At 48.2% G+C, this 18,458-nt stretch carries 12 protein-coding genes, 15 tRNA genes and 3 rRNA genes; 27 read left to right on the plus strand and 3 right to left on the minus strand.

What is annotated here, in order from left to right; all coding sequences use genetic code 11:
* The first annotated feature begins 59 nt into the window (after nt 1–59).
* Nucleotides 60–602 carry a nucleoside tri-diphosphate phosphatase gene (gene ntdP, locus ACP26N_RS03525; protein WP_012369561.1) on the plus strand — a complete coding sequence of 181 codons (543 nt, stop codon included), beginning with the start codon at nt 60–62 and terminating at the stop codon, nt 600–602.
* Nucleotides 603–644: 42 nt separating this feature from the next.
* Entirely contained in the window at nt 645–2,432 is a 1,788-nt protein-coding gene (locus ACP26N_RS03530) for an ABC transporter ATP-binding protein (RefSeq protein WP_214855388.1), read from the plus strand.
* Between the two features lie 52 nt (nt 2,433–2,484).
* Here the strand turns inward: ACP26N_RS03530 and ACP26N_RS03535 are convergent, their stop codons facing one another.
* On the minus strand, nt 2,485–3,783 hold the full coding sequence (locus ACP26N_RS03535) for a glutamate-1-semialdehyde 2,1-aminomutase (RefSeq protein WP_131504171.1): 1,299 nt from the start codon (nt 3,781–3,783) through the stop codon (nt 2,485–2,487).
* A 174-nt stretch (nt 3,784–3,957) separates the two neighbouring features.
* Here ACP26N_RS03535 and perR point away from each other — a divergent pair, with 174 nt between their 5' ends.
* Nucleotides 3,958–4,380, plus strand: a complete 423-nt coding sequence (gene perR, locus ACP26N_RS03540; RefSeq protein WP_251138800.1) for a peroxide-responsive transcriptional repressor PerR — start codon at nt 3,958–3,960, stop codon at nt 4,378–4,380.
* Nucleotides 4,381–4,394: 14 nt separating this feature from the next.
* Here the strand turns inward: perR and ACP26N_RS03545 are convergent, their stop codons facing one another.
* Nucleotides 4,395–4,757: a DUF2614 family zinc ribbon-containing protein gene (locus ACP26N_RS03545; protein ID WP_012369565.1), complete on the minus strand. Its 363-nt coding sequence runs from the start codon at nt 4,755–4,757 to the stop codon at nt 4,395–4,397.
* A gap of 134 nt (nt 4,758–4,891) precedes the next feature.
* On the opposite strand from ACP26N_RS03545, the gene ACP26N_RS03550 reads away from it, so the two are divergent.
* The 23 genes from ACP26N_RS03550 to ACP26N_RS03660 all read left to right on the plus strand — a co-directional run bounded on the left by ACP26N_RS03550 (nt 4,892) and on the right by ACP26N_RS03660 (nt 15,311).
* Nucleotides 4,892–5,761: a nucleotidyltransferase-like protein gene (locus tag ACP26N_RS03550; protein WP_131504170.1), complete on the plus strand. Its 870-nt coding sequence runs from the start codon at nt 4,892–4,894 to the stop codon at nt 5,759–5,761.
* Between the two features lie 339 nt (nt 5,762–6,100).
* A 16S ribosomal RNA gene (locus ACP26N_RS03555) occupies nt 6,101–7,662 on the plus strand.
* Nucleotides 7,663–7,827: 165 nt separating this feature from the next.
* Nucleotides 7,828–10,743, plus strand: a 23S ribosomal RNA gene (locus ACP26N_RS03560).
* Between the two features lie 93 nt (nt 10,744–10,836).
* A 5S ribosomal RNA gene (gene rrf / locus ACP26N_RS03565) occupies nt 10,837–10,952 on the plus strand.
* The 16S, 23S and 5S rRNA genes sit together here with 15 tRNA genes alongside, the layout of an rRNA operon.
* Before the next feature lie 6 nt (nt 10,953–10,958).
* Nucleotides 10,959–11,033, plus strand: a tRNA-Asn gene (locus ACP26N_RS03570).
* 26 nt (nt 11,034–11,059) lie between these two features.
* A tRNA-Ser gene (locus tag ACP26N_RS03575) sits at nt 11,060–11,150 on the plus strand.
* Between the two features lie 21 nt (nt 11,151–11,171).
* Nucleotides 11,172–11,246, plus strand: a tRNA-Glu gene (locus ACP26N_RS03580).
* 11 nt (nt 11,247–11,257) lie between these two features.
* A tRNA-Met gene (locus ACP26N_RS03585) sits at nt 11,258–11,331 on the plus strand.
* Between the two features lie 11 nt (nt 11,332–11,342).
* Nucleotides 11,343–11,418: transfer RNA gene (locus tag ACP26N_RS03590), tRNA-Asp, on the plus strand.
* A 7-nt stretch (nt 11,419–11,425) separates the two neighbouring features.
* A tRNA-Phe gene (locus ACP26N_RS03595) sits at nt 11,426–11,501 on the plus strand.
* Nucleotides 11,502–11,528: 27 nt separating this feature from the next.
* A tRNA-Tyr gene (locus ACP26N_RS03600) sits at nt 11,529–11,612 on the plus strand.
* Nucleotides 11,613–11,616: 4 nt separating this feature from the next.
* Nucleotides 11,617–11,687, plus strand: a tRNA-Trp gene (locus ACP26N_RS03605).
* A 13-nt stretch (nt 11,688–11,700) separates the two neighbouring features.
* A tRNA-His gene (locus ACP26N_RS03610) sits at nt 11,701–11,773 on the plus strand.
* Nucleotides 11,774–11,783: 10 nt separating this feature from the next.
* Nucleotides 11,784–11,855, plus strand: a tRNA-Gln gene (locus tag ACP26N_RS03615).
* A gap of 8 nt (nt 11,856–11,863) precedes the next feature.
* Nucleotides 11,864–11,938 (plus strand) — tRNA-Gly (locus ACP26N_RS03620).
* A gap of 6 nt (nt 11,939–11,944) precedes the next feature.
* A tRNA-Cys gene (locus ACP26N_RS03625) sits at nt 11,945–12,018 on the plus strand.
* Nucleotides 12,019–12,053: 35 nt separating this feature from the next.
* Nucleotides 12,054–12,134, plus strand: a tRNA-Leu gene (locus ACP26N_RS03630).
* A gap of 4 nt (nt 12,135–12,138) precedes the next feature.
* Nucleotides 12,139–12,209, plus strand: a tRNA-Gly gene (locus ACP26N_RS03635).
* Nucleotides 12,210–12,249: 40 nt separating this feature from the next.
* Nucleotides 12,250–12,320: transfer RNA gene (locus ACP26N_RS03640), tRNA-Gly, on the plus strand.
* Nucleotides 12,321–12,407: 87 nt separating this feature from the next.
* Nucleotides 12,408–13,553, plus strand: a complete 1,146-nt coding sequence (gene queG / locus ACP26N_RS03645) for a tRNA epoxyqueuosine(34) reductase QueG (protein ID WP_131973271.1) — start codon at nt 12,408–12,410, stop codon at nt 13,551–13,553.
* Nucleotides 13,543–14,028: a methylated-DNA--[protein]-cysteine S-methyltransferase gene (locus tag ACP26N_RS03650; RefSeq protein WP_426354806.1), complete on the plus strand. Its 486-nt coding sequence runs from the start codon at nt 13,543–13,545 to the stop codon at nt 14,026–14,028. Before queG ends, ACP26N_RS03650 begins: the two co-directional genes overlap by 11 nt.
* Nucleotides 14,028–14,501, plus strand: coding sequence for a tRNA (uridine(34)/cytosine(34)/5-carboxymethylaminomethyluridine(34)-2'-O)-methyltransferase TrmL (gene trmL, locus ACP26N_RS03655; RefSeq protein ID WP_026829115.1), 474 nt, complete (start codon nt 14,028–14,030; stop codon nt 14,499–14,501). The genes ACP26N_RS03650 and trmL overlap by 1 nt, the downstream gene beginning before the upstream one ends.
* Before the next feature lie 243 nt (nt 14,502–14,744).
* On the plus strand, nt 14,745–15,311 hold the full coding sequence (locus ACP26N_RS03660; protein ID WP_426354808.1) for a DUF5366 family protein: 567 nt from the start codon (nt 14,745–14,747) through the stop codon (nt 15,309–15,311).
* A gap of 1 nt (nt 15,312) precedes the next feature.
* On the opposite strand, the gene ACP26N_RS03665 is transcribed toward ACP26N_RS03660, so the two are convergent.
* Entirely contained in the window at nt 15,313–17,088 is a 1,776-nt protein-coding gene (locus ACP26N_RS03665) for a transglycosylase domain-containing protein (protein WP_426354809.1), read from the minus strand.
* Between the two features lie 205 nt (nt 17,089–17,293).
* Between ACP26N_RS03665 and ACP26N_RS03670 the strand changes: the two genes are divergently transcribed.
* Nucleotides 17,294–18,454 (plus strand): glucose-1-phosphate adenylyltransferase, encoded by a 1,161-nt coding sequence (locus tag ACP26N_RS03670; protein WP_131503848.1) that lies wholly within the window; start codon nt 17,294–17,296, stop codon nt 18,452–18,454.
* The last annotated feature ends 4 nt before the right edge of the window (nt 18,455–18,458 follow it).

An 18,458-nucleotide genomic window follows, 5' to 3' on the forward strand; every position in this document is an offset into this window, starting at 1 on the left:
TATAATAAGCACGAGAGTATAGAAAAAACTGAATAAAAAGCTTCAGAAAGGAGTAGCACATGAGTCGATTCCCAAAAGAAAGTAGCAAGATTGAGATTCAAAGTTTCAAACATAACGGCAGCTTACACAGAGTTTGGGAAGAAACGCTCGTGCTTAAATCGACGGAAGAAGAATTGATTGGATTCAATGACCGGATCATGGTCAGTGAATCGGATGGTCGTCAGTGGCGGACACGAGAACCCGCGATTTGTTATTTTTCGACAGAACTCTGGTTTAATGTAATCTGTATGATTCGTGAAGACGGAATCTACTATTACTGCAACTTAGGGTCACCTTCGACGTTTGATGAAAAGGATCGAGCAGTCAAGTACATTGATTATGATTTAGATATTAAAGTCTATCCGGACATGTCTTACATGATTTTGGATGAGGATGAGTACGAAAAACATCGCCGGGAGATGAACTATCCGAAAGCGATTGATCGTATTCTGAAGGACAACGTTCAGATTTTGATTCAATGGATCCGCAGTCGCAAAGGTCCATTCAATCCAGCTTTCGTGGAAACGTGGTATCGTGAATACGAAACAAGATATCGGAGATGATGGTTCGCCATCGTCTTTTTTTAGTGGAAAGAAGGGAAATACATGGGTAAAGCAAAACAAAAACAGTTAAAAGAGAAGGGTTCCATCCGGCGGTACATGGAATTCGTCAAACCGTATAAAAAACAAATTCTCTTAACGGTGTTCGTCGGGATCATCAAGTTTTCGATTCCGTTAGGATTGCCGCTGCTCTACAAGTACATCATTGACAATTTACTTGATAATCAGACCGTTCCGCTGGCGGAGCGCAGTAAAGAGCTGGCCTACTTGATCGGAGCCGGATTCTTCGTATTCCTTGTCATCAAACCGCCGCTTGAATACATTCGGCAGTATCTGGCCCAGTGGTCGGCGTCAAAAATTTTATTTGATGTCCGGAACCGTCTGTTCGATCATGTTCAGAAATTGTCACTCCGCTTTTATTCAAATACGAAAACCGGTGAAGTCATCTCCCGGATCATCAATGATGTCGAACAGACAAAAGATTTTGTCGTCACCGGACTCATGAATTTATGGCTCGATATGATTACGATTTTGATTGCCATCGCTATCATGTGGACGATTGATCCGAAACTGACACTCGTCGCCATCATTCCGTTGCCGTTTTACGCACTCGCGGTCAAGTTCTTTTACGGACGACTCCGCAGTCTGACACGGGACCGTTCCGCAGCTCTTGCTGAGCTTCAAGGACACTTGACGGAACGGGTCAACGGAATGGCAGTCATTCGCAGTTTTGCGCTTGAACCCCATGAAAACCAGGCGTTCAAAAAACAAAATGACGGATTCTTGACAGCGGCCTTACGCCAAACGAATTGGAATGCCCGGACGTACGTCGTCGTCTCGACGATTACCGATTTTGCACCGATTTTGATTTTCGGAGCAGCAGCCTTCCTCGTTCTGAACGAACAGGAATCACTTGGGACGATGGTCGCCTTTATTGCCTACATTGATCGTCTGTACGCACCGCTCGGTCGTCTCGTGAACTCTTCGACGACACTGACCCAGTCGATTGCCTCGATGGACCGGATGTTTGAATTCCTGGATGAGCCGTATGACATTACGGAAAAAGCCAATGCGAAAAATCCGGTTGCTGTCAAAGGGAACGTCCAGTTTGAAAATATCAGCTTCTCATACGAAGAAGGCGGCGAACGGGCGATTGACCGGTTGACGCTCGATGTTCAGGCGGGAGAACGGATAGCATTTGTCGGGATGTCGGGCGGTGGGAAATCAACACTGGTTAGTCTGATACCCCGTTTTTACGACGTGTCATTAGGGCGAATCACGCTTGACGGCGTCGACATTCGTGATTTGAAGTTACGTGGTCTTCGCGATCAAATCGGTATGGTCATGCAGGAATCGATTCTGTTCAGTGAATCGGTCGAAATGAACATTAAGATGGGAAATCCCGAGGCAACGGATGAAGAGGTGGTCGCGGCAGCGAAAGCGGCCAATGCCCATGAGTTCATTGAACGTTTGGCGGACGGCTATAAAACACCGGTCGGCGAACGGGGTGTCAAATTGTCTGGCGGACAAAAACAACGTCTGGCAATTGCCCGGGTATTCCTCAAAAATCCACCGATTTTGATTTTGGATGAAGCGACGAGTGCACTTGATTTGGAAAGTGAATCGATGATTCAGGATTCGCTTGCCCGTCTCGCGAAAGGACGGACGACGTTTACCGTCGCCCACCGTCTCTCGACCATCACCGATGCCGATAAAATTGTCGTCATTGAAAACGGTCAGATTACAGAAATGGGACGTCATGAAGAATTAATGCGAAAACGTGGCGCCTACTTTGAACTGTATGCGATTCAAAATCTAGAACTCGTTGAATGAAAAAAGGCTGTTCCGAAAAAATCGGAACAGCCTTTTTGTATGAATGGTTGATTTACAGTTGGGCGAAAGCACGGTTGACAGCAACAATTGTTTCGTCAATGTCTGCTTCCGTGTGAGCCGTCGTCAAGAACCAGGCTTCGTATTTAGAAGGAGCGAGGTTGACGCCTTGTTCAAGCATTAACTTGAAGAAACGACCGAACGTTTCACTGTCGGCACGTTCAGCACCTAAATAGTCGATGACTGTTTCGTCCGTGAAGTAAACCGTCAATGCACCTTTAAGACGGTTAATCGTAATCGTGACGTCATGTGTGTCAGCAGCCTCTAGTATTCCTTGTTCGAGTTTTGCACCGAGACGGTCGAACTCTTCGTATACACCGGGCTGTTCGAGCAACTCGAGACAGGCGATTCCAGCTGCCATCGAAGCCGGATTTCCCGCCATCGTACCTGCTTGATAGGCAGGACCAAGTGGCGCAACATGTTCCATGATATCTTGGCGTCCGCCATAAGCCCCGATCGGCAGACCGCCGCCGATGATTTTTCCGAGCGCTGTCATGTCTGGGCGGATGTTCAAGAGTTCTTGTGCACTACCGTACATGAAACGGAAAGCAGTGATGACCTCATCATAGATGACAAGAGCACCGTGTTCATGGGTGATGTCGTTGATCGCTTCGAGGAAACCGGGTTGAGGCTCCACGATTCCGAAGTTTCCGACAATCGGTTCGACAAGCACACAGGCGACTTGATCGCCCCATTCTGCCATGATTTGACGGTAAGATTCGATATCGTTGAACGGTGTCGTAATGACTTCTTTGGCTGTCGCTTTAGTGACGCCGGCCGAATCAGGTGAACCGAGTGTGGCAGGACCGCTACCGGCTGCAATCAGCATTAAGTCCGAGTGACCATGGTAGCAACCGCTGAATTTGACGACAAGTTCACGTCCTGTATAGGCGCGGGCGACGCGGATCGTCGTCATGACGGCCTCTGTTCCGGAGTTTGTGAAACGCACCTTTTCTAAAGAAGGGATCGCTTGTTGGAGTTTGTGCGCAAAGTCGATTTCGAGACGGTGGGGTGTTCCGTATAACAAACCGTTGCGCGAAGCGTTCGTGATCGCTTCCGTAATATGTGGATGACCGTGACCGGTGATAATCGGACCGTAAGCTGCTAAGTAATCGATGTAACGATTGCCGTCGACATCATAAAAGTAAGCTCCTTCTCCACGCTCCATATAAACGGGGGCACCACCTCCGACTGCTTTATAAGAGCGGGATGGGCTGTTCACACCTCCGACGATACATTGTTGTGCTACTTCATATAATGCTTCGGAAGTCGGGCGATTTGCATGAGTTGACATGATGATTCCTCCAATCCTTGATACGTGAAAAATATCACGATATGATTGTATCATGTCCGTCAAACGTGGAGCAGAGCCGTTGACGGAAAGAGAGAATGTAGGTAGACTAATTATAAAGATTACAATCTAATAATCAATGAAAGATAGAAATGAGGGGATGACGTGGCGAACGAAATGCTAGATGATGCAGTACGCTCTTTACGGGAATCAGGCGTTCGGATGACACCACAACGTCATGCGATTTTGGAATATTTAACGACGGGACATACACATCCGACGGCAGATGAGATTTATCGTGCGCTCGAACATCGTTTTCCAAATATGAGTGTGGCGACAGTTTATAATAATCTACGGGTTTTTAGAGAAAAAGGGATCGTAGAAGAGATGAATTATGGAGATGCTTCAAGCCGTTTTGATTTCGTTACGACGCGTCATTACCATATGATTTGCGAAGGATGCGGGAAAATCGTTGACTTCAACTATCCTGTTTTAGATGACGTTGAGACGGTTGCGGCGCATTTAACAGGTTTTAAAGTAGATCGTCATCGTCTTGAGGTTTACGGGACTTGTCCGGAGTGTCAATCAAACGTGCATTAAAAAAACGAGCTTCCTTAACGGGGAGCTCGTTTACTGTGTTTATTGTACTTTTCATCGAATTCTTTTCCTTCAAGGTTACGATCCATCGTCAGAGGTTCGTCGCAGTGCATGCATAAATCGACTCGCCCGAGGACTTTCGTCTCCTTGCCGCAGTTTGGGCAGGTGACGACTGCTGCTTTCGTCGAAGTGAGTCCGATCAAAAAATAGAGAGCCGTACTGGCGAGGACCATTACAAATCCGACAAGCATGAGGATGACCATGATGATTTCGAATTGTTTTAACAAAAGACCGCCATACATGACAAGCATTCCACCAAAGACAAGGAACATTGCCAAGTTACGGGCGCGGTTTATTTTATTCTTGCGTTGTTTTTTCACATGAATTCCCCCTGTAGTCAGTCTAGCATATTGTTGGATCGAGTCAGAAGCAGGAACGATTGATTTTTTGTCGAAAATGGTAACGGACGAATGATCAGAGTAACGAGTATGGAGTAGAGAAGGGTGAGAAGGAAATGGAACAAGCAACACGAACGATTTATTCAGAATATGCGGCTTATCCGGAGACGCAAGGCATTATCTCTGTTGAAAAAAGGCAACCGAGAGACTCTTTGACCGATCAATTTGATGTTTTACTTTTAGTAATTACCCGAGATCCTTCTATCGAGTGGACAGTGAAACATTATCGTTTGGATACACTTCGGGTTTCATTACATCTTGTGCATGAACAAGTCCTTTCCCGTTGGTTGATTTTAAATGCGAATCGCCGCGCTGTCCATTGGGTGTCGGAAGGGACTATCATTTTTGAACGGAATGACTATTTGACAGATTTAAAAAAACAACTGCTCAATTTCCCGGAAACGGAACGCTGTTTACAGATGTCGCTGTCATTCGCAAAACTACTGCGCCGTTTTCAGGACGGAAGAAATCTGTTCAGTCGCGGGAATTATTATGATGCCTATACGCATGTCCATCATGCACTGCATCATTTGGCCCGATTGTCCGTATTGGAAAAAGGAGCGCATCCGGAAGTAGTCGTTTGGGAGCAGGCGCGACTGGACGATCCGGATGTCTACAAATTATATGAACAACTACTGTTAAGTGAAGAAACATTGGAACAACGGATTCATTTAGCGCTGATCGGACTAGAGCATTTACTGCAATCGAAAGTATTGTCCGGTGGCAGATACTTATTCGAAGTCATGCGAGAGCACGACCATCCTTGGACGATGCAAGAATTGATGGAAGAAAGCCGTTTGACAGAATTGAAAGTTGATTTAGGTAGCTTGATTGATTTCTTCATCCGGAAAGGGTTAGTCCGGATTTCGTACCAACGTACGAAAGGACTTGGAGTTGAACTCGTGACATATGAACCGGTCGTTTGACAGACCGGTTTTTTGTTTTTTAAAATTAAATAGAGTAAGCATATATAGAAGAAAAAAATAATAACAAGAAAAATGATTAAAAAGCATTGACGTTATTATCTCGAGATAGTATATTAATACATGTCGACAGGCACACGCCATTGACGCGATGAAAAAAACGAGAAAAAAACGGTTGACGCATAAGCTATTCCGTGATATCTTATTAAAGTCGCTGAAAACGACACGACGAACTTTGAAAACTGAACGATGAGGCAAAAAACGTATCTTCGGATACAAACAATGAATGAAGCGCAAGCTTCGTCAACGTGACTTCGGTCACACAACGAGCAAGTCAAACACTTTATGGAGAGTTTGATCCTGGCTCAGGACGAACGCTGGCGGCGTGCCTAATACATGCAAGTCGAGCGCAGGAAGCTCACGGAACTCTTCGGAGGGAAGTGAAGGGAATGAGCGGCGGACGGGTGAGTAACACGTAAGGAACCTGCCCCAAGGATTGGGATAACTCCGAGAAATCGGAGCTAATACCGAATAGTTCTTCAGACCGCATGGTCTGATGATGAAAGGCGCTCCGGCGTCACCTTGGGATGGCCTTGCGGTGCATTAGCTAGTTGGTGGGGTAATGGCCCACCAAGGCGACGATGCATAGCCGACCTGAGAGGGTGATCGGCCACACTGGGACTGAGACACGGCCCAGACTCCTACGGGAGGCAGCAGTAGGGAATCTTCCACAATGGACGAAAGTCTGATGGAGCAACGCCGCGTGAGTGATGAAGGTTTTCGGATCGTAAAACTCTGTTGTAAGGGAAGAACAAGTACGAGAGGTAATGCTCGTACCTTGACGGTACCTTGCGAGAAAGCCACGGCTAACTACGTGCCAGCAGCCGCGGTAATACGTAGGTGGCAAGCGTTGTCCGGAATTATTGGGCGTAAAGCGCGCGCAGGCGGCCTTTTAAGTCTGATGTGAAAGCCCCCGGCTCAACCGGGGAGGGTCATTGGAAACTGGAAGGCTTGAGTACAGAAGAGAAGAGTGGAATTCCATGTGTAGCGGTGAAATGCGTAGAGATGTGGAGGAACACCAGTGGCGAAGGCGACTCTTTGGTCTGTAACTGACGCTGAGGCGCGAAAGCGTGGGGAGCAAACAGGATTAGATACCCTGGTAGTCCACGCCGTAAACGATGAGTGCTAGGTGTTGGGGGGTTTCCGCCCCTCAGTGCTGAAGCTAACGCATTAAGCACTCCGCCTGGGGAGTACGGCCGCAAGGCTGAAACTCAAAGGAATTGACGGGGACCCGCACAAGCGGTGGAGCATGTGGTTTAATTCGAAGCAACGCGAAGAACCTTACCAACTCTTGACATCCCCTTGACCGCTTGAGAGATCAAGTTTTCCCTTCGGGGACAAGGGTGACAGGTGGTGCATGGTTGTCGTCAGCTCGTGTCGTGAGATGTTGGGTTAAGTCCCGCAACGAGCGCAACCCCTATCCTTAGTTGCCAGCATTCAGTTGGGCACTCTAGGGAGACTGCCGGTGACAAACCGGAGGAAGGTGGGGATGACGTCAAATCATCATGCCCCTTATGAGTTGGGCTACACACGTGCTACAATGGACGGTACAAAGGGCAGCGAGACCGCGAGGTGGAGCCAATCCCAGAAAGCCGTTCCCAGTTCGGATTGCAGGCTGCAACTCGCCTGCATGAAGTCGGAATCGCTAGTAATCGCAGGTCAGCATACTGCGGTGAATACGTTCCCGGGTCTTGTACACACCGCCCGTCACACCACGAGAGTTTGCAACACCCGAAGCCGGTGAGGTAACCGCAAGGAGCCAGCCGTCGAAGGTGGGGTAGATGATTGGGGTGAAGTCGTAACAAGGTAGCCGTATCGGAAGGTGCGGCTGGATCACCTCCTTTCTAAGGAAAACGTCCCTTACGGGACATGCCCATCGTTCAGTTTTGAGAGCTCGTCTCTCCGTCTCGCAAGAGACACTCGCACCTTGAAAACTGAAGACATCAACAAGACATCAAATTTTTATAACCATGTCATTAGACGTGTGTTCTTAGAATACCAAAATGCTAGATCAAGGTATGAAGGGCGTACGGTGGATGCCTTGGCACTAGGAGCCGATGAAGGACGCGACGAACAGCGATATGCTTCGGGGAGCAGTAAGTATGCTTTGATCCGAGGATTTCCGAATGGGGGAACCCACCATCCGTAATGGGATGGGACATGTTACATGAATACATAGTGTAGCGTGAGGCAGACCCGGGGAACTGAAACATCTAAGTACCCGGAGGAAGAGAAAGCAAATGCGATTCCCTGAGTAGCGGCGAGCGAAACGGGAACAGCCCAAACCGGAGAGCATGCTCTCCGGGGTTGTAGGACACTCTATACGGAGTCAAAAAGGAAGACAGTAGGCGAACGACCTGGAAAGGCCGGCCGAAGAAGGTGACAGCCCTGTAGCTGAAACTGTTTTCCCTCCAGAGTGGATCCTGAGTACGGCGGGACACGTGAAACCCCGTCGGAATCCGGGAGGACCATCTCCCAAGGCTAAATACTCCCTAGTGACCGATAGTGAACCAGTACCGTGAGGGAAAGGTGAAAAGCACCCCGGAAGGGGAGTGAAATAGATCCTGAAACCGTATGCCTACAAGTAGTCAGAGCCCGTTAATGGGTGATGGCGTGCCTTTTGTAGAATGAACCGGCGAGTTACGATAGCGCGCGAGGTTAAGCTGATGAGGCGGAGCCGTAGCGAAAGCGAGTCTGAATAGGGCGCCATAGTGCGTTGTCGTAGACCCGAAACCAGGTGATCTACCCATGTCCAGGATGAAGGTCAGGTAACACTGACTGGAGGTCCGAACCCACGCACGTTGAAAAGTGCGGGGATGAGGTGTGGGTAGCGGTGAAATGCCAATCGAACCTGGAGATAGCTGGTTCTCCCCGAAATAGCTTTAGGGCTAGCCTCGAGGTTGAGAGTTCCGGAGGTAGAGCACTGATTGGACTAGGGGCCCCCACAGGGTTACCGAATTCAGTTAAACTCCGAATGCCGGCAACTTATACTCGGGAGTCAGACTGCGAGTGATAAGATCCGTAGTCAAGAGGGAAACAGCCCAGACCGCCAGCTAAGGTCCCAAAGTGTATGTTAAGTGGAAAAGGATGTGGCGCTGCCTAGACAGCTAGGATGTTGGCTTAGAAGCAGCCACCATTCAAAGAGTGCGTAATAGCTCACTAGTCGAGTGGCGCCGCGCCGAAAATGTAACGGGGCTAAACATACCACCGAAGCTGCGGATTCCGTAAGGAATGGTAGGGGAGCGTTCCAAACCGCTGTGAAGCTGTACCGTAAGGAGCAGTGGAGCGTTTGGAAGTGAGAATGCCGGTGTGAGTAGCGAAAAGAGGGGTGAGAATCCCCTCCGTCGAAAGCCCAAGGTTTCCTGAGGAAGGCTCGTCCGCTCAGGGTTAGTCTGGACCTAAGCCGAGGCCGAAAGGCGTAGGCGATGGATAACAGGTTGATATTCCTGTACCACCGATCCACCGTTTGAACAATGGGGGGACGCAGGAGGATAGTGACGCATGCGGATGGAAGTGCATGTGTAAGTTTCGAGACCGTCTGATTGGCAAATCCGTCAGGCACCAAAGTCGAGGAACGATGCGGAGTCCCGTAGGGACGAAGGTCACGATTTCACACTGCCAAGAAAAGCCTCTAGTGAGGTGGAAGGTGCCAGTACCGTAAACCGACACAGGTAGGCGGGATGAGAATTCTAAGACGCGCGGGATAACTCTCGTTAAGGAACTCGGCAAAATGGTCCCGTAACTTCGGGAGAAGGGACGCTCTACATTGAGTAGAGCCGCAGTGAATAGGCCCAAACGACTGTTTAGCAAAAACACAGGTCTCTGCTAAATCGCAAGATGACGTATAGGGGCTGACGCCTGCCCGGTGCTGGAAGGTTAAGGGGATGGGTTAGCGCAAGCGAAGCTTTGAACCGAAGCCCCAGTAAACGGCGGCCGTAACTATAACGGTCCTAAGGTAGCGAAATTCCTTGTCGGGTAAGTTCCGACCCGCACGAAAGGCGTAACGATTTGGGCACTGTCTCAACGAGAGACCCGGTGAAATCATAGTACCTGTGAAGATGCAGGTTACCCGCGACAGGACGGAAAGACCCCATGGAGCTTTACTACAGCCTGATATTGAGGCTTTGTGCATGATGTACAGGATAGGCGGGAGACGTCGAGACCGGAGCGCCAGCTTCGGAGGAGTCACCCTTGGGATACCGCCCTTCATGCATAGAGTCTCTAACTCGCAGCCGTCATCCGGCTGGAGGACCGTGTCAGGCGGGTAGTTTGACTGGGGCGGTCGCCTCCTAAACAGTAACGGAGGCGCCCAAAGGTTCCCTCAGAATGGTTGGAAATCATTCGTAGAGCGCAAAGGCAGAAGGGAGCTTGACTGCGAGACCTACAAGTCGAGCAGGGACGAAAGTCGGGCTTAGTGATCCGGTGGTTCCGCATGGAAGGGCCATCGCTCAACGGATAAAAGCTACCCTGGGGATAACAGGCTGATCTCCCCCAAGAGTCCACATCGACGGGGAGGTTTGGCACCTCGATGTCGGCTCATCGCATCCTGGGGCTGGAGTAGGTCCCAAGGGTTGGGCTGTTCGCCCATTAAAGCGGTACGCGAGCTGGGTTCAGAACGTCGTGAGACAGTTCGGTCCCTATCCGTCGTGGGCGCAGGAAATTTGAGGAGAGCTGTCCTTAGTACGAGAGGACCGGGATGGACGCACCGCTGGTGTACCAGTTGTTCCGCCAGGAGCATCGCTGGGTAGCTACGTGCGGACGGGATAAATGCTGAAAGCATCTAAGCATGAAGCCCCCTCCAAGATGAGATTTCCCTTTGAGTAATCAAGAAAGACCCCTCAGAGACGATGAGGTAGATAGGTCACGGGTGGAAGCATGGCGACATGCGGAGCTGAGTGATACTAATCGGTCGAGGCCTTGTTCTAGCAGATGCATTGTTGATGACTTCAGTTTTGAGGGCGCGAGCCTTTCAAAAAAGCGCTTGACGTTATGGAAACATAATGTTAAGATGATAGATGTCTGGTGGCGATAGCCAAGTGGTCACACCCGTTCCCATGCCGAACACGGAAGTTAAGCACTTGAACGCCGAAAGTAGTTGGGGGCTTCCCCCTGTGAGGATAGGACGCTGCCAGGCGATCGTTCCGCAATAGCTCAGTGGTAGAGCAACCGGCTGTTAACCGGTAGGTCGTAGGTTCAAATCCTACTTGCGGAGCCATTTATTACTTCTTCACCACATGCAATGGAGAGCTGTCCGAGTGGCCGAAGGAGCACGATTGGAAATCGTGTAGGCGTCATAAGCGTCTCAAGGGTTCGAATCCCTTGCTCTCCGCCATAACATTTTCAATTATAAAATGGCCCGTTGGTCAAGCGGTTAAGACACCGCCCTTTCACGGCGGTATCACGGGTTCGATTCCCGTACGGGTCACCATTTTTTATCATCGCGGGGTGGAGCAGTCTGGTAGCTCGTTGGGCTCATAACCCAAAGGTCGTCGGTTCAAATCCGGCCCCCGCAATTATTACATACGGTCCTGTGGTGTAGCGGTTAACATGCCTGCCTGTCACGCAGGAGATCGCGGGTTCGAATCCCGTCAGGACCGCCATTATTAAGGCTTTGTAGCTCAGTCGGTAGAGCAGAGGACTGAAAATCCTCGTGTCGGCGGTTCGATTCCGTCCAAAGCCACCATATGATTTTTAATGTTTTCCCATTTGTGGGGGGGTAGCGAAGTGGCTAAACGCGGCGGACTGTAAATCCGCTCCCTCGGGTTCGGCGGTTCGAATCCGCCCCCCCCCACCACTTTAGGGGCATAGTTTAGCGGTAGAACTACGGTCTCCAAAACCGTCAGCGCGGGTTCGATTCCTGCTGCCCCTGTTTTATTATTATGGCGATTGTGGCGAAGTGGTTAACGCACCGGATTGTGATTCCGGCATTCGTGGGTTCAATTCCCATCAGTCGCCCTTTTATTATTGGGCTGTGGCCAAGTGGTAAGGCACTGGATTTTGATTCCAGCATGCGAAGGTTCGATCCCTTCCAGCCCAGCTTTTTGTGCGGAAGTAGTTCAGTGGTAGAATACGACCTTGCCAAGGTCGGGGTCGCGGGTTCGAATCCCGTCTTCCGCTCCAATAAATGGCGCCATAGCCAAGTGGTAAGGCAGAGGACTGCAACTCCTCTATCGTCAGTTCGATTCTGACTGGCGCCTCCAATAATTCTTAATTGAATAGTTTTGCAAGAGATTGTGCCGGTGTGGCGGAACTGGTAGACGCGCACGACTCAAAATCGTGTTCCTTTGGAGTGTCGGTTCGATTCCGACCACCGGTATCTTGCGGGTGTAGTTTAGTGGTAAAACCTCAGCCTTCCAAGCTGATGATGAGGGTTCGATTCCCTTCACCCGCTTTTACCTTTGTACGATCTCATTTAAGATTCACCTGATTATGCGGGTGTAGTTTAGTGGTAAAACCTCAGCCTTCCAAGCTGATGATGAGGGTTCGATTCCCTTCACCCGCTTACCTGAAAAGAGCAACGTGTCGTTTTTAATTGACACTTTGCTCTTTTTGTTTAGCATGGAGATAAACAAGCGAAAGGAGAGATACGATGCAGGGGGAATTGTTGAAAAAAGAATTGCAGAGGTATGCCAAAGAAATTGGTATCGATGAATTCCGTATTACGACAGCGGATCCTTTTCTGGTGATGAAACAGCGTCTCATTCAACAACAAGAAAAAGGATATGCTTCCGGATTTGAAGAACCCGATCTTGAACGGCGGACGACACCAACGCTGTTACTGGATGATGCCGTCTCCATCATCGCAATCGCCGTCGCTTATCCAAGTAAGCTCAAGGATGCTCCGCGTGGAAAAGAAGGGGAACGGCGCGGAATCTTTGGACGTTCTTCTTGGGGACTGGACTACCATCAGGCTCTGAAGCAGCGATTGACATTGCTGGAAGAAAAAATTCAAGAACTGATCCCCGGAGCTCGATCACGTTCGATGGTCGACACGGGAGAACTGGTCGATCGTGCGGTCGCAGAACGGGCAGGGATCGGATTCAGCGGGAAAAACTGTTCCATCATTAGCGAGGAACATGGTTCTTATCTTTATTTAGGAGAATTGATTACAGATCAATATCTGCCTCCGGATGAGCCGGTCGAAGAGTTGTGCGGTTCCTGCAATAAATGTCTCGATGCTTGTCCAACGGATGCACTGATTGAACCGGGTGTCATCGATGCGAAACGTTGCATCTCGTTCATTACGCAAACGAAGACTCTGATTCCTGAACATTTCCGATATGCCCTCGGAAATCGTTTATACGGTTGTGATACCTGTCAGCAAGTTTGTCCATACAACCGGAAAAAACATGCCACACAACACAGCGAACTGCAACCTGATCCGGAACAGGTCAAACCGTTACTCATTCCGTTGCTTTCTCTTAGTAATCGTGAATTTAAAACACGGTTTGGTTCATTATCGGGTGCATGGCGTGGGAAAAAACCAATTCAACGTAACGCCGTCTGTGCGCTCGTACATTATCAAGACCGGACGGCACTCGAGGCTTTGCGAGTGATGGCTGAAACCGATCAGCGGGAAGATATGCGAGCCCTTGCCGTCTGGGCAATTGGTCGGATTGCCGGTCAAGAAGCAAAAGACTATATCCAAGGGCGTCTGTTGACTGATTCTGCGGAAGATGTTCAAGTGGAAGGGAATCGTTTGCTTGAGGAATGGGGGAGCGGGCATGCCGTATAAAAAATTGACCTATACGTTTGGTGAGTTGGTTATCGGGTGGGAAGAAGATGAAGTCGTCTATCTCGATTTTGGACATGACATGAATCGTCTGAAGCAATATCTTGACGAAGCTGCCTATTATGAGGCACCGTTGCCTGATTTTCTAGCCGATGCACTTGAAGCATATGAACGAGGACAGCCGGGCGCATTGGATGACGTTCCTTGCCGGCTAGAAGTGACCGTCTTCCAGCAGCGTGTCTTGGAAGCGTTGAGATTGATTCCGTTCGACCAGACAGCAAGTTATGGACAACTGGCACGAATGATTGGTTCCGAAAAGGCGGCCCGTGCAGTCGGAGGTTCTTTGAATCGGAATCCAATCGCTTTGATTTATCCCTGTCACCGGATTATTGGGGCATCCGGTAAAATGACGGGTTTTGCCAGTGGCATTGCCCATAAAGAAGCGCTGCTTGCGCATGAGTTAGGAGAGAAGAATTAATGGCCATTCACGTCGTCATGTATCAACCAGAAATTCCACAAAATACAGGTAATATTTCACGGACATGCGCAGCGACGCATTCAGTCTTACATTTAATACGACCGCTTGGGTTTTCAACGGATGATAAACAGTTGAAACGGGCAGGTCTTGATTATTGGGAGTTCGTTGATGTAAGGTATCATGATTCGTTGGAAGAGTTGTGGGATAAACATCCGGATGGGACGTTCTACTATATCACGAAGTATGGCGAAAAATATCCAAGCCAAGTGGATTTATCGAACGTTGAAGAAGACTACTTTTTTGTTTTCGGACGCGAAACAAAAGGATTACCGTTAAACGTCATTGATGAGAATCTGGATCGTTGCATCCGTCTTCCGCAATCGAATCTTGTTCGTTCGCTCAATGTCTCGAACACGGCTGCCATCATCGTGTATGAAGCACTCCGGCAACAAGGATATGCGAATCTACTGTAAAACAACAGATCCCCCTGACCCGAATGAACGGGCAGGGGGATTTGTTTTATTCGTTACCTTCAGGTTTTTTGTTGTAGCCTGCAGTAAAAATCGCTGTCAAGAAAGCGAGGCTAACGCCTACCATTAAAATAAATGCCATTTTTGCTTCCCCCTTTAGTCTCAATAACCGATATAATCTATTATAGTATACTTGTAAGTGTAATTGTGTGCTACATATGAAATTTCTATGAATGGAGATTCGAAATGCGGACGAACGTCTACTTATTGAGTTATGCCCCTCTGATCAGCATCCTGCTGTTCAGTACGTCTCTTGCGATTGCTACGTCTGAGCTTGCACTGACGTGGTTGAATGACGTCGGGGTCTACGACGAGCTACTACAAATACTTAGTGCACGTAACACGAAGTTGCTCGTATGGCTTGGCTTTTTAATCATTTATTTCATGATCTTCAGTTCTTTGAAACTGATTTCCGATACGATTAATCAGCTTGGGTTTGCGTTTTTCATCAAAGAACAGGTGGGAACGACATTGAGTATGTTACGCCCCGGCAGTATTCTCCTGTTAATCGGAGGATGCATCAGTTTTGCATTCATGACATCGTTCCCGTTAGTTTGTCTCGTACTGGCAAGTTCTTTTTTATTCTATTTTTTCTTTTACGTGTTTCAAATCAGTAAAATGACCTCCACTGCAGGAGCCATCGGACTAGTGGTATTTCTTTTTCTGGCATGGGGCATATTACTGGCCGGATTGACCTGGGTCGGACTGAGCTTGTTCAATTCGCTAGGACAAGCCGTTTTGTTTACGAAATAAGTCATTGGACAATCGAAGCCCACGTTCTGACCTGTAATGTACTGTTCGCTTCGCTTGGGAAGGCACGGGGAATATCTGCCCCAAGCCAGATTCCTCCGACATGTTGATTCTTTATGCCGACAAACCACATGTCTTTATTGTCATTTGTCGTACCGGTCTTGCCTCCTGTATAGGCAGGATTAGAATCATAACCCAAGCGTCCTGTTCCATAGGTCATGACGTTGTGGAGCCCTTTGCGCAGTAATTGGTTTGTCCGGCTCGACCAGATCCGGTCCGTTGACATCGTATGCCGGTAAAGTGCTCCCTGATCCGTCGTGATGGTGCGGATCATCGAAGAGGGACTGTAAAGTCCATCATTGACAAAGGTTGTATAGGCACTAGTCAGTTCAAGTGGACTGACGCCATACTTCAACCCGCCTAATGCACTGTTGTAGGAATTATCTTCTTCCGTCCATTGACTGAACCGGAACGGTCGGATCGTCTTCAATCCTTCATTAAACGAAACAGAAAAAGCACGTAAGGCTGGTGTATTGTAGGAGTAAGCAATCGCATCAGCAATCGTCACGCTTCCGAGAATCCGGTTGTTACTGTTTTGCGGACAGTACCCGTCAAAACAAACAGGACTTCCGTCCAATCGACTCGTTAATGTTTTTTTCGTCTTTTCAAGGTAGGGACCATAAACAAGTAATGGTTTCAACGTTGACCCAGGCTGACGGTAAGACTGAACCGCCCGGTTGAGCTGTCCCGGTACATTGGACTTGTTGCCGACAAGTGCTGTTACACCACGTGTATCTCCATCGATTCCGACGTAAGCGCCTTCAATCGGTTGGGGGAGTTGTTGAATCGCTTGTTTGGCCCGCGTCTGTTCTGCCGGATCAAGATAAGTCTGAATGACGGCGCCATGTTGATGTAAATACTGTTCAGCCTGTGACATGCTCAAATTTTTTAAAGCGGCTGTTTGGCGGATTGCTTCTGATACGCTGGCATCAATGTAATCAGGATACCGGATGGTCGGCTTATGAAACGAAAGGTTGACCGACTGCTTCCGGGCTTTGTTTGAAATGTTTTGCGTCTGCTGCAAAGCTTTTAAAATGCGTTGTTGGCGTTTGCTTGTATTTTTCGGAAACCGCAATGGATTGTAAAGAGACGGATTGTTTGGAATCGAAGCCAAATAGCTGACTTCCGCCCAGTTTAAATCTTTTGCATGTTTTCCAAGATAGGATGTTGCTGCGAGTTCGATGCCGTAGATATTATTCGCAAAATAAGCTTGATTGACATACGCCGTTAAAAGCTCTTTTTTTGAATATTTTTGTTCCAATTCGATCGCAATCAAAATTTCTTTTATTTTTCTAGTATAGGTTTTTTCTGTGGAAAGATAAGTCATCCGTGCCAGTTGCTGGGTGATGGTACTCCCGCCTTGACCTTTGTTATCGCCGGATTGATTTTCTGTAAACGCTCGCAAAATACCGGTGATATCATAACCGTCATGTTGATAAAATCGCCGGTCTTCAATTGCAATGAAAGCCTGCTCGACCTTTGGCGGTAAAGCATTTGCTTTCAAATCATTCCGGCGTAACCCGTCATAAAGCTCGAGGCGTTCTTTTTGGTACGTGACAGTAATCGGTTGATACGATGCGAGGGGGCGATCAGTCGTTTTTTGATCTGCCCAACGGAACAAATCCTGGGCAAGATCCAACTGATTACGAACTGAAAAAAGTGTTAGTACTAAACTAAAAGCTAAAGCCAACACTAAGGTGTATCCGGTCGTGATTCTCATGAAAACTCCTTTCAAACGGCATTTCATTCCTATTATCGGTCTTTTATGGAGAAAACAGTAGAGAAATTTAAGAAATTTGTATTTTAATAAACCTATTTTGCAGGAATGTTATATTAAAAAGAGAAAAGGTGGGTATATAAGAGTATCTGTATAAATTAAAACACATGATTGATGGACAAAAAGAGCACAAACTGGAGGGGACGAAATGGCTAAAAAGAATGTCGTCGCGATGTTGCTTGCTGGCGGAGAAGGAAAACGTCTAGGAGCACTTACGAAACACACTGCAAAACCGGCGGTCGCGTTTGGAGGGAAATATCGAATCATTGATTTCCCGTTATCTAACTGTACGAACTCAGGAATCGACACAGTAGGAGTCTTGACGCAATATGAACCACTTGAACTGAACCGCTATCTTGGAATCGGAAGTGCCTGGGATCTTGACCGCCGTAACGGTGGATTAACGATCCTGCCACCATACCAAGCCCAAAACGGGAAAAACTGGTATGAAGGAACGGCGAATGCCATCTACCGGAATATGAGTTACATCAACCAATACGATCCAGATTATGTGCTTGTATTGTCAGGGGATCACATCTACAAAATGGATTACGAAAAAATGATTGAGGAACATCGTCAAGGGGGAGCAGACGTCACGATTTCTGTTCGCGAAGTCCCTTGGGAAGAAGCACCGCGCTTCGGGATCCTGAATACGGACGAAGATCTTCGAATCAATGAATTTGAAGAAAAACCGGAAAATCCGAAATCAAACCTGGCTTCGATGGGAATTTACGTCTTTAACTGGGATGTCTTGAAACGTCACTTGATTCAAGATGCCGGGGATGCAGAATCAAGCTTTGACTTCGGGAAAAACATCATTCCGAACATGCTATTTGAAAACCTAAATATTCGTGCCTATAAATTCAAGGGATACTGGAAAGACGTCGGAACAATCCAATCACTTTGGGAAGCCAACATGGATTTACTTGCAGCGGATCCGGAGTTTGATTTGTATGAACCGTCTTGGAAAGTACACTCCGTCAATCCAAATCAACAACCACAGTACATCGGGAACAATGCTTCAATCGATACTTCGATCATCAACGAAGGATGCCATATCGAAGGCGAAATCAATCATTCGGTTCTCTTTTACGGCGTTGACGTCGCAGAAGGTTCACTTGTGAAGGATTCGGTCATCTTCCCGAACGTTAAGATCGGTAAAGACGTCACGATTCACCGAGCGATTCTCGCAGACGGCGTCGTCGTAGAAGACGGGGCAACAATCGGAACACCGAACGGCGAAGTCTTTGTCATCGAAGCGAACAGTGTCATTCCGAAAAATGAAGTCATCAAAGAAGCGATCCAATAAGGGG

Source organism: Exiguobacterium sp. R-39, from assembly GCF_049942815.1.
GTDB lineage: Bacteria > Bacillota > Bacilli > Exiguobacteriales > Exiguobacteriaceae > Exiguobacterium_A.

Coding starts and splice junctions, on each gene's coding strand:
- ntdP (WP_012369561.1), top strand. CDS start 60: ATGAGTCGATTCCCAAAAGAAAGTAGCAAGATTGAGATTCAAAGTTTC.
- ACP26N_RS03530 (WP_214855388.1), top strand. CDS start 645: ATGGGTAAAGCAAAACAAAAACAGTTAAAAGAGAAGGGTTCCATCCGG.
- ACP26N_RS03535 (WP_131504171.1), bottom strand. CDS start 3,783: ATGTCAACTCATGCAAATCGCCCGACTTCCGAAGCATTATATGAAGTA.
- perR (WP_251138800.1), top strand. CDS start 3,958: ATGCTAGATGATGCAGTACGCTCTTTACGGGAATCAGGCGTTCGGATG.
- ACP26N_RS03550 (WP_131504170.1), top strand. CDS start 4,892: ATGGAACAAGCAACACGAACGATTTATTCAGAATATGCGGCTTATCCG.
- queG (WP_131973271.1), top strand. CDS start 12,408: ATGCAGGGGGAATTGTTGAAAAAAGAATTGCAGAGGTATGCCAAAGAA.
- ACP26N_RS03650 (WP_426354806.1), top strand. CDS start 13,543: ATGCCGTATAAAAAATTGACCTATACGTTTGGTGAGTTGGTTATCGGG.
- trmL (WP_026829115.1), top strand. CDS start 14,028: ATGGCCATTCACGTCGTCATGTATCAACCAGAAATTCCACAAAATACA.
- ACP26N_RS03660 (WP_426354808.1), top strand. CDS start 14,745: ATGCGGACGAACGTCTACTTATTGAGTTATGCCCCTCTGATCAGCATC.
- ACP26N_RS03665 (WP_426354809.1), bottom strand. CDS start 17,088: ATGAGAATCACGACCGGATACACCTTAGTGTTGGCTTTAGCTTTTAGT.
- ACP26N_RS03670 (WP_131503848.1), top strand. CDS start 17,294: ATGGCTAAAAAGAATGTCGTCGCGATGTTGCTTGCTGGCGGAGAAGGA.